The organism is Rummeliibacillus sp. POC4 (assembly GCF_003576525.1).
Lineage (GTDB): Bacteria > Bacillota > Bacilli > Bacillales_A > Planococcaceae > Rummeliibacillus.
The window spans coordinates 22627-33251 of the sequence record NZ_QWUA01000054.1 but is presented as its reverse complement, the minus strand read 5'-3'; the positions used below and the strand labels follow the sequence as shown (position 1 = coordinate 33251).

General features: G+C 32.9%; 11 protein-coding genes, 1 pseudogene and 1 other annotated feature. All 12 genes and pseudogenes read left to right on the top strand.

From position 1 onward, the window contains the following. Window positions 1-176: 176 nt before the first annotated feature. The 12 genes and pseudogenes from D1606_RS13520 to D1606_RS13465 all read left to right on the top strand — a co-directional run bounded on the left by D1606_RS13520 (window position 177) and on the right by D1606_RS13465 (window position 10504). On the top strand, window positions 177-662 hold the full coding sequence (locus D1606_RS13520) for a PaaI family thioesterase (protein WP_119416548.1): 486 nt from the start codon (window positions 177-179) through the stop codon (window positions 660-662). Window positions 663-670: 8 nt separating this feature from the next. Continuing rightward, window positions 671-895: pseudogene (locus tag D1606_RS13515) on the top strand (GNAT family N-acetyltransferase); the annotation flags it as partial. A gap of 588 nt (window positions 896-1483) precedes the next feature. After that, on the top strand, window positions 1484-2464 hold the full coding sequence (locus tag D1606_RS13510) for a helix-turn-helix transcriptional regulator (RefSeq protein ID WP_119416547.1): 981 nt from the start codon (window positions 1484-1486) through the stop codon (window positions 2462-2464). Window positions 2465-2501: 37 nt separating this feature from the next. Continuing rightward, entirely contained in the window at window positions 2502-3374 is an 873-nt protein-coding gene (locus D1606_RS13505; protein ID WP_119416546.1) for a DNA polymerase III subunit gamma/tau, read from the top strand. A gap of 12 nt (window positions 3375-3386) precedes the next feature. Beyond that, window positions 3387-4982: a hypothetical protein gene (locus tag D1606_RS13500; RefSeq protein WP_119416545.1), complete on the top strand. Its 1596-nt coding sequence runs from the start codon at window positions 3387-3389 to the stop codon at window positions 4980-4982. A gap of 299 nt (window positions 4983-5281) precedes the next feature. Beyond that, the gene (locus D1606_RS13495; protein WP_367269484.1) at window positions 5282-5704 is read left to right on the top strand and encodes a VOC family protein; all 423 of its coding nucleotides are present in this window, start codon (window positions 5282-5284) and stop codon (window positions 5702-5704) included. Between the two features lie 78 nt (window positions 5705-5782). After that, the gene (locus D1606_RS13490) at window positions 5783-6385 is read left to right on the top strand and encodes a hypothetical protein (RefSeq protein ID WP_119416543.1); all 603 of its coding nucleotides are present in this window, start codon (window positions 5783-5785) and stop codon (window positions 6383-6385) included. 75 nt (window positions 6386-6460) lie between these two features. Continuing rightward, window positions 6461-6724: a binding site (T-box leader), on the top strand. Window positions 6725-6859: 135 nt separating this feature from the next. Next, window positions 6860-8011 carry an MFS transporter gene (locus tag D1606_RS13485; protein WP_369973809.1) on the top strand — a complete coding sequence of 384 codons (1152 nt, stop codon included), beginning with the start codon at window positions 6860-6862 and terminating at the stop codon, window positions 8009-8011. 168 nt (window positions 8012-8179) lie between these two features. Then, window positions 8180-9028 carry an alpha/beta fold hydrolase gene (locus D1606_RS13480; protein ID WP_119416542.1) on the top strand — a complete coding sequence of 283 codons (849 nt, stop codon included), beginning with the start codon at window positions 8180-8182 and terminating at the stop codon, window positions 9026-9028. A gap of 200 nt (window positions 9029-9228) precedes the next feature. Further along, the gene (locus D1606_RS13475) at window positions 9229-9495 is read left to right on the top strand and encodes a hypothetical protein (RefSeq protein ID WP_119416541.1); all 267 of its coding nucleotides are present in this window, start codon (window positions 9229-9231) and stop codon (window positions 9493-9495) included. Window positions 9496-9733: 238 nt separating this feature from the next. Continuing rightward, window positions 9734-10267, top strand: a complete 534-nt coding sequence (locus tag D1606_RS13470) for a DUF2975 domain-containing protein (protein ID WP_119416540.1) — start codon at window positions 9734-9736, stop codon at window positions 10265-10267. A 12-nt stretch (window positions 10268-10279) separates the two neighbouring features. Continuing rightward, on the top strand, window positions 10280-10504 hold the full coding sequence (locus D1606_RS13465) for a helix-turn-helix domain-containing protein (protein WP_119416539.1): 225 nt from the start codon (window positions 10280-10282) through the stop codon (window positions 10502-10504). Window positions 10505-10625: the final 121 nt, after the last annotated feature.

The window sequence follows — 10625 nt, the reverse complement described above, 5'->3', positions numbered from 1 at the left end:
TGATGAGATATAGTGGTGGAAAAAATATATATTAATCTAATTATTTGCTATATTCAAAATATATATAAATGTAAATCATATACTAGATAAAGAGTATAAAGAATATATTGTTTAAATTATTCTTCTCAACTAGTAGTAAGAAATACGCTATAACTATTCAATTAGGGGGTTTTTAGATGGAGGAAAAAGTGCTGAGAGCGATTCAAGATGATTACCCTGATGAGTTTGCTTGGTGTTATGGATGCGGTAGGTTAAATGAGGATGGATACCATCTTCGAACAGGTTGGTTTGGTGAAAAAACGATAACCATTTATACACCACGCCCCGAGCATACAGGTGGAATACCTGGCTTTGTATACGGGGGCTTATTAGCGTCCTTTATTGACTGTCATGGAGCTGGATCAGCCTCTTTGTATCTACACCGAAAGAATGGACATAAAGTCGGAGATGGTGTAAATCCGCCAAGATTTGTGACAAAATCTCTAAAAGTTGATTTCAAACATCCAACACCTATTGGAGAACCACTAAAAGCGATTGGAACAGTAGAAGAAATCCATCAAAAAAAATATAAAGTCTACACAGAAGTATTTGCAGGAGACGACCTTGTTGTGACTGGGGAGGTCGTAGCTGTTTTAATGCCAAAGACGTTTAGGAAGGAGTGATTTTAGTTATGGATATTCGAAAACCAAATAACGTTGAATTACAAGAGATTATTTCACTTTCTCCGCAAGCTATATTTGATGGGACATTGGGAGAAATAACACCTACAATTGAAAAGGCCAAAAATCTTATCCAACCATTATTAGAAAAAGAAAGCTACTATTTAATTGCAACAGAGAATGATAAATTATTAGGCTGGATTCTTATAGGTGCAAGTAAAGATCAATTTACTGATAATAAAGTGTAGCTGCTGTCTGTATTTTGCAGGCGGCAGCTTTTTTAAATTCCATTGGCCCTGATAATGCTTGTAATGAATCATATAACTCTTTACTTCTTTTAGTACTTACTTCAGTTGTTTTTGGATCCTTTTGATCTTCAATATTTTTATCAACTTCGTCACTGTAGTTTTACATCGTTATAGTCCCCTATCACTATTAATTGAATTTGAATTCCCTCCGTACTTTACAAATTATTTTAACTAATCTACATCTTTTATCTAATTTTTAGAGGTATAAAAGGGGATTTTTATTGATTATAAATAACTATAAAAAAGGATATAAAAAGAAAATTTAGCTTAAAAATAAACAACGATAGATAAATTGTAATATAATGTTATTGGGTATTATTTATCATTGAAATAATTCATGCATATTGGATTCGTTGAAATTGATTATAAGTCCAAAAAACTTATGAAATATGGGTTCTTACGAAAAAATAGAGGAAAACTTTTAGAAACCTTCTTCGATGTACATAATATGTCCAATTATTTTTGTATATTAAATTTGTAAAGCTAACAAATAAATGATAAGAAAGGGGGGCAATAATGAACTGCAGCAAACAATCTAGAGAAACGCAAGTTAGTAGGATTCTATCAATGTATGACCGCTTATGCAACGGACATACTCTTTCGAAAAAATCAGAAGCGGATAATTTTGGTGTGGGAGAAAAAACGATTCAACGGGATCTAGAAAGTATAAGGTCTTTTCTTGAATTATCTAAAACTAATCAGTATTTAGAATATGATCATAAGAGAAAAATTTACAAAATAGATTCTGAATCTGAAGCATTCTTACTTAAAGAGGAAATATTAGCGATTACAAAAATTTTAATTGAATCTAGAGCATTTCCAAAAGAAGAGATGGAGAGGTTACTAGACAAAATCACTAATTTAGCTTTACCTACTGATCGAGATCTGATTAAAAAATTAATCCTTAATGAAAAATACTTATATGTTGATTTACAACATAAGAAATCCTTGTTTGCAACACTTTGGGAAATCGCGTTTGCAATACATACAAAACGAACGATTAAAATTCATTACAAAAAAGAATTGGGAAAAAGTGAAAGAGTTAGAAAACTAAAACCTGTTGGTCTAATTTTTTCAGAGTATTATTTTTACTTGATTGCATTTCAAGTAGATTTTGAGCTGGATTATCCAACAGTATATCGAATAGATCGTATTCTCTCTTATCAGACAATGGATGAACATTTTCAATTACCATATAATGAGCGTTTTCAAGAAGGGGAATTTCGGAAACGTATTCAATTTATGCAAACTGGTGCATTAACAAAGATAAAATTTAGATTTAATGGCCCATCCCCTCAAGCTGTTCTCGATAGACTTCCCACAGCTCATGTTTTATCTGAAAATGAGCGAGGCATCACTTTTGAAGCAGAAGTATATGGAAATGGGATTAAGATGTGGTTATTAAGTCAAGGCGAATATGTAGAAGTTTTAGAACCCAAGGATTTAAGAGAAGAAATGAAACATGTTGTGAAGAGAATGTTAAACCAATACAGTTAATTGAATGAAGATAAAAAATGACGACGAGGTGTTTTAAATGTTTAAAAAACAATTTAAAAAAGAATCTATCGCAGAGTACAAAGCTGCTTATCAAAATTATGAAGAAACACAAAAACAAATAGTAACTACTTCTGAGAATTTATTAAATCAACGTCTTTCTTTAAAAAAGACAATTGAGGAAACTTTGGATTTCGTAAATAAGATTAAAAACAAACCATTTGATATGGAAACGGACGTTAAAGAAATTCAAATCCAATATAAAAAATTCGAAAATACAGTGTTAGAAATTGAGAAAGAGGTAGATCTAGCATTAAAGAAAAATGCATTAGGTGCAGGGGCTGGTGTAGCTGTAGGAGCAGGAGTTGCGGCTTTAGGTCCGTCAGCTGCGTTGGCAATTGCAACAACATTTGGGACTGCTTCTACAGGAACTGCAATTTCTGCATTGTCAGGTGCCGCGGCAACTAACGCAGCTTTAGCTTGGTTAGGAGGAGGAGCACTTACTGCTGGAGGTGGTGGAATTGCAGCAGGATCATCATTTTTAGCACTTGCTGGTCCACTTGGTTGGGCAATAGGAGGTGGTGCTATTGCAACAGCTGGTATACTTGCAAATAGTAAAAATAAAAAAGCTGGTAATGAAGCACTAGAAAAAGCAAAAGAAATTCGAAAAGCTATTAAAGTTTTAGAAGGTACAAAAGCGGAAATAGTTAAAACTAAAGAGGAAACTGTGTATACACGAGAAAGATTAGGTATCTTATTGGAAGTAATAAGCGAAAGTGTAAAACAATATGATTATGATTTTAAAGTTATAGCTCAAACTAATTCACAAATAATCACTAATTTAGGTACATTAGTTAACAATATGAAATCTGCTTCACGATTATTAAATCGTTCAATTGGTGCAGAAGGTTAGGAGCTGGATGATTTGGTAACGTTTACGGACTATCTAGAATCGCAATATATGGAGGCGTTAAACGCATTACCAGAAGAGTCTCCTAAGATGACTGCGGAATTATTAGAACAATATAAGGAAATTGTAATAACAACAATGTTACAACAATTTGGATTACGCAATCTTGTAGATTTAAAAGATGGAGGTAATGTCACTACTTTACATAATGCGAGGAATAATGTATTTGCCAATCAGGAAGATGAAAGACGTTTTAAGAATCCTTATAATAAAGAAACTCGAAAAAATATATATGAAAAAGATTTTAGTAAAAATAGAAAGAAAGAGTTTCAAGAAAATAAGCACATCTACGACGGATATACTGGTAAAGAACTAAAAAAAGATGGTCGTGCTCATAAAGATCATATTATCTCCGCAGCAACAATCCATAAAAATGACGAAGCTAGACTTTATATGTCAGATGAGCAAAGAGGATCTATGGCGGTTGATCAAAAGAATCTTACTTGGGCAGAAGGAAGTATGAACCAATCTAAAGGCGAACATGATTTAATGGAATGGATGGAGTCTACTAGTTCTAAACATAGCGATGTAAAGAACAAAGATCGCTTTAATATTGACGAACAAATGGCTAAAGATAAATATAATACTGCAAAACAACACGTGGAGAAAAGTATAAAGGATGCTAAGAAAGCATATTACAAGAAAAATATTAAAGAAACAGGTATTCGACAAGGAAAGCAAATGGCAATGCGTCAAGCAATCGGTATTTTTCTTTATGAATTTCAAAATGCATTTTTCTCAGAGATGAGCACATACTTTAAACAATTCAATACATTTGAGTCAAATACAGAAAGAATGAATGCTTTTAAACAAGCATGTCAAAATGTTAAAAAAAGAGCATTATCTCTTCAATCGTTAAAAAAAGTCTTTGTAGGATATACAGAAGGATTTATAAGTGGATTTGTCAGTAATTTAATGACTGTAATCATTAATACATTCTTCACAACATCAAAAAATATTGTAAAGATTTTAACTGAAGGGACTAATAGTTTAATTCAAGCAATAAGAATGATTATAGCTCCTCCTAATAATATGACACGTAAACAAGCTATTTACGAGGGCTCAAAAGTTATTGTAGCAGCTGTTATTACATCAGTTGGTGTAATAATTACCGAAGCATTTATAAACTATTTGATGACGGTAATTCCACTTGCTCCATTCGCATCATTAATCGGTGGGATATTAGGTGGGGGTTTAACTGGAATTGTTTCTGTAACAGTTATTTATGCAATGGATAATTTTAGGTCAATTATCCAAAAGGTCAAACTAAAGATGAAAGAAACAGCATATTATACCGTTGTACCTGTTGAAGTCTTAAAAGAAAAATATACCGAAGCTATTTCAGAGATTGACGATGCCTATAAAGACGTTCTTCAAAAAATTTATAATGAGTACGAAGAATTGCATATATTAACCAACAAGGCATACGATTTGAACTTAGATTCAAATAATCGTTTTAAAAATTCACAAAAGTTAGCAGCTGCTTTAAATGTAAATGAAGATGAAATTCTTAAAACGGATAAGGATATTTTGGATTTCTTTAATTCATAACTTTATTACCATAAATTGGAATGATACTATTAAAAGAATCCCTCAGTAGAATGAAGCTACTGGGGGATTTTGTATTAAAACAACAGTAAGACCTATTTGAATGTTAGCTAAGTAATTGCATCAAATCTTTTGGTTCTAGACTATATGAAGATGTTTCTTCTTTTGACTCAATATAATATTTTGAAAGGAAATTTACATGTTTTTTTAGTAATAATGACATAGATATAGTAATAATACATATTCATAAATCTGATAATTTGATAAATTCAAAATGCAATAGTGACTTCTCAAAATGACGCATTTATGGGGGGATAGTAAAGAAAAATAGTTACGTACATTATCTATGTATACAGACAAATTCATATGTAGAAACAATTGAATTTTATACGAAAGGTTTGGGGTTTGAAGTTGTTCAAGAATCTCCTAATTTTCATGGGCGTGAATTTAATACTTGGTTAAAGCTAGGTGCTTTTTATATTGAACTTCAGACAGGCAAACAACATGAAATATTAACACCGGTCAATTCAAACAGTGAAGGTCTTGTTCATTTTTGTATTTGGGTAGAAGATCTAGAATTCGAAGTCGAACGTTTGCAAAGAATGAAATGTAATTTTATAAGAAAAAATGAAGAAATTATTTACCATGTCGAAAATGGCGACCTATGTAAATTAATAGCACCAGAAGGAACCATTATTGAACTTCGTAATAATCAAGGGATTTAGAACTTACTTATTAGAGGAGAATATCATATTTAAAAAATAAACTGAAATAGAATTATAGCTTAAAATAGGGGGACCGGAATGAAGGAATTCTTGATATATGTTGTGGCTGTTTTGGGTAATATCCTATTGTATCAATTGTCAGGGCAATGGGAGGGAATCGAATGGTTATTTGCCTTATTGATCCTAGGTTTATTTGCTTTGGCTATTCAAGGATGGAAGCGGTATAGTTCAAGAGGATTCGGACTTTTTTTCTTAACAACTGCCGGTTTATTTACGATTAACTCTATATTATATTTGCTAATGCCAACCATCTTTATCATTTTGTTTAGTTTGCTGTTTGGATTGGTTTTGATGCCATTGTATATGAAATATCGATATCCGGTATTAGCTTCATGGTGGATCGTACTATTTAATATACTGATGTATTTAGAAATATCGAATGATACTGTCCTTTTTTGGTTCACGATAATAACAACAGGCGTAGGGGCCTTAATCGGGTTTCGCCAGCAATCCAAATTGTTTAAGTATTTTTTTACAGGTTGTTTTTTACTTTCGGCTGGTGGCTCAGTGTTAATAAACCTGGTGTCAAATGATTATTTAATGGTTTTCTTTATCATGCTAATTGTGGTATTTTTTGCTGTTGGTGCGTATTTATTTGAACGGAAATCAAATGATAAATAAAATGTTGATACATACTATGTTTGAAAGTAATGATTGAATTTAAATTCGAAATAGGATAAAATTACAAAAATCTATAAAAAAGCGATGAAAAGAAGAGTAAACATACGGATGATCTACAGAGACCTCTGGATGGTGAAAAAGAGGGATAGGAAGTGTGTTGAAACAAGGCTTGGAGCTGTGCATAGGATTTGTTCGTTGGAACAATGATGATGCAACGTGTTCTCACGTTAAAGAGATAGAGTATCGCATGCAATTTAAATGCATAGCCGTACTCGATAAGGTTTCTGTAGCAATGTAGAAACGAACTGGGGTGGCACCGCGACATGACTCGCCCTCAAGATTACGATCTTGGGGGTGAGTTTTTTATTTTGTTTTAAAAAATAAAAAGGGAGTGGTGTTATGTTCAGATGGAAGTATCCTTTAATCTTATTAGGGGGAATAGGCATTTCAAATGTGGGTGCATGGGTTTAGCATATCGCACTCAATTTAATCATATTAAATGAAACAGCTTCTCCACTTGCAATTGCTTTGTTATATATTCTAGGTCCAATTGCAACTGTATGTACGAATACCTGGGCAGGTAGTTTCATCGATCGGCTAAATACACGGCGACTGATGATGGGAATAGACGTATTTCGAGCAATATGTATTGCGATTATTCCATTTTTGCCTTCGCTTATTTATGTTTATATACTAGCGTTTGTCATTAATATAGCAAGTGCGATTTTTCAACCTACATCTATGGTGTATATGACGAAACTAATACCTGAAGCAGATCGGCAACGGTTTAATGCACTACGTAGTTTTATCAATTCTTGTGGTTCACTACTAGGTCCGGCAATTGCTGGGATGTTATTTTGGATGGGGACTCCTTATACTGCCATCTATGTGAATGCAGTGGCTTTGTTTTTTTCGGCACTGATTATAAGGCTGCTGCCTAATGTTGATGAGAGTGTTAAAGAGATAGAGGGGGAAAGGTTTACATGGGATTTGATAAAAAGCGATTTTCGGGTTGTTGTTAATTTTAGTAAGGGCAATGCCTTTGTGACAAAGATCTATTTATTGTTTAGTGGAATTACGATATTCATGACTGCAATAGATTCTGTCGAGGCAGCATTTGCGAAAGGTGTTCTATCAATATCAGATACTAATTATGGGTTTTTACTAAGTGTTTTTGGAGCTGGCATAATTATTGGGTCAATGATTAATTCCATATTTTCAAAGCAACTTGCGGTTCATTTTTTAATAGGCGTTGGGACCATTTTCACCTCCATCGATTATCTAGTATTTTATAGTTCGAGCGGCTTTTATAGTGCAGCGCCTGGCATATTTTTAATAGGGTTTGCTGTAACGTTTGCGAATACAGGGTATTTGACTTTCTACCAAAATCATGTTCCTGTAAGGATGATGGGAAGATTCGAAAGTCTCTTTAGTGTCATGGAAGCAGGTTTTATCGTGGCTGTAACAGTTTTAATCGGTTTAGCAGCTGAACTAACTTCAATCCGTCCAGTGGGGTTAGTCGGATCATTTGCTTTCTTTTTATTAGGGTTATTGGCATTGAAAGTTGTATCCGGTGTAAAACGGAGGGAATTCTTTAAAAAAGCTGCTTCTTCTTTAAACAGTTAATCAGAAAAGGCTTGACCGATTAAGTGATTGGCGAGCCTTTTTTGGGTAGCATCTAACCATTTAGCCTTAATCGCATTATTTAAAGGTATTCATATACGATTGTCGAATTTTTAAATAAGAATGCGGATATAGCAACACTATATTTACAATAAAAAGGATGTGTCTTCTATGTGGAAACAAAAGATAATAGAAACACCAAGAGGGGCTTTCGAATATTTTGTGAAGGGAAACGGAGAGCCACTTGCTATTACACATTTTTATATGGCTTTTAATGAGAAAGGCAATTGGTTTGCTAATCCATTTACAGAGCATTACCAAGTATTTTTAATCAATGTCAGAGGAGCAGGCAATTCTCCAACTATTGAAGTAGATGATCAAATGAAATTAGAAGAAATTATTTTAGATTTGGAAGCGATTCGTGAAGCTTTACATATTCCTAAATGGGCTTTTGCTGGACATTCAACAGGTGGCATGCTTGCTTTACAATACGCTGCTTCAAAAAAACAGTCTTTAACGAAATTGATATGTGGTTGCAGTGCAGCAAGTAAAGCATACGCGAGTCATGCTAAGAGTATTTACTGTAAGGAAAACAAAAACTTCAATCGAATAATTGAAATTATGGAGGCACTAAATAATTCAAATACAGTACAAGAAGAACGAAGGAAATTGTCATTTGAGTGGGGGATGATGTCGTTTAAAAATGAAGAAAAATTAAAATATGCCCAAACACTTCCAAATAGCGGTCGTACAATAGGTCGCGCTTTAGACTATTTTAGAAAAGTCGCAGTAAAATCATTTGATATTCGAAATCAGCTCCCATCTATAAATATTGATACATATGTATTTGGCGGAAAATATGACGCGCAATGTCCGATTGAATTTAGTTACGAAATTGCAAATCGAATTCCCACATCTAAGTTAACTGTCTTTGAACAATCCAATCACCATCCATTTGTTGAAGAAGAAGAAAAATTTAAGGACTTTGTAAAAGGGACTACTAGAAAGCATAGTATATAAGAGGTCTCCAAGTAGGCTGTTCCAGATTTTTTACGCCAATAAACGATAGTTGAGTATATACAATTATGCTCTGAGAATTATTGAAATCTCAAATAAAAGGATGGAAAAAGTAGTGCTTTCTATAGCTGTTCAACTATTTAATAGGCTTGTAACTTTTGAAAGTGCTTCTTATAACATTTTAGTTACAAGGGGGAACTCCATTGCCAGTATATAAATTGTCATTTTTATGTGTAGTCTTCAATGTAACATTTAGTATAATTAGCTTTTTAGCTGCCTATTTTGATGGTATTATTTTTCAAACTTTAAGTATTGGTATCTTCTTTTTACCGCCAATGGTTACATTTTGTGGAGCTCTTTTAGGAATAGGCGCAATTGTGTTAAAAGAATCTTTCATCAAATCAATCACTGCCATAGGGTTAAATATTGCTTATATATTTGCAAATTACTATGTTTTACTTAATTTTTAAATTGAATATGAAAGAGGTAACCATTTTAATGCGCTAAAAAGATTTTTGTGATAAGAAATGGCTCAAAGTTTCTTTAGCCTTTGAAAATTTTTTATTCAAATGAATACTATGCGTGATCTTAACCATATTTACGCGTTCTTATTGTTTCACAATAATCAATTATTGTTTTACAATAACGCCCTGTTGTTTTATAATAATAAAGTAAATTATTTTAATTAAGTGAAGGAGGCGATAACTGGTGAATCTTTTTACTAAGATTGTTTTAAAATGTTTGTCAATTGTAACTGTGTTTCTTCAAGTTGTCTTTGCGTTTGCTGGATTAGTGCTGCTATTTGCAACTGTAGCTTTGTTGTTTGTACCGAACGACGTCAAAAATCAATTATTACAGTATCTAGATTTAAACACAAATGTAAACATAACAATGGTTTTAGTACTTTCTAGCTTAGTTGCATTTTTAATCATTGCTTGTTTGTTTATCATTATGCACGCGCTACGCAAAATGATTGGTAATATTTATAAACAAAACTTCTTTGTACCCCAAAACCTTACGTACCTCAAACTAATTCTAATCTCAATTACTAGCATTACCATTTTACAGTTTATAAGCCAGGTGTTCTTTGCGAAACTACATGCGTACAATGTCAGTAATGTTTTTTCTAATTCTGCTTCAGACCTAGTTGGGAACATTCTTTTATTAGCCATTGTGTATACGCTTTATGTCGTATTTAAATACGGTATATCTTTGCAAGACGATTCGAACAACGTGATATAAGTGGGAGTTACTATGATAAAAGTTAATCTAGATCGAGTCATGTTAGAAAGAAAAGTTTCCTCAAAAGTATTAGCAGAAAAAATCGGAATTACCCAAGCAAATTTATCGATACTCAAAACAGGTAAAGCACGTGGTATACGCTTTGACACATTAGAAAAAATCTGTCGGACATTACATTGCCAACCTGGTGACATACTTGAATATGATGAGAAAACGGAGTATAGCGAAGAAGTGTAATGAGTTCAAAGAGAATGGGTAGGTTTATAGATTAAACATTCTAAGTTAAAGGTTTCTAAACCATGGTTTGGGAACCTTTTCAACTGTTTAGCTTTATTTTCACTTACAATTAAAGTAAATA

Bases quoted from the DNA above. Each gene is read 5' to 3' on its own strand.
- D1606_RS13520 (WP_119416548.1), top strand. From the start codon at position 177: ATGGAGGAAAAAGTGCTGAGAGCGATTCAAGATGATTACCCTGATGAG.
- D1606_RS13510 (WP_119416547.1), top strand. From the start codon at position 1,484: ATGAACTGCAGCAAACAATCTAGAGAAACGCAAGTTAGTAGGATTCTA.
- D1606_RS13505 (WP_119416546.1), top strand. From the start codon at position 2,502: ATGTTTAAAAAACAATTTAAAAAAGAATCTATCGCAGAGTACAAAGCT.
- D1606_RS13490 (WP_119416543.1), top strand. From the start codon at position 5,783: ATGAAGGAATTCTTGATATATGTTGTGGCTGTTTTGGGTAATATCCTA.
- D1606_RS13480 (WP_119416542.1), top strand. From the start codon at position 8,180: ATGTGGAAACAAAAGATAATAGAAACACCAAGAGGGGCTTTCGAATAT.
- D1606_RS13465 (WP_119416539.1), top strand. From the start codon at position 10,280: ATGATAAAAGTTAATCTAGATCGAGTCATGTTAGAAAGAAAAGTTTCC.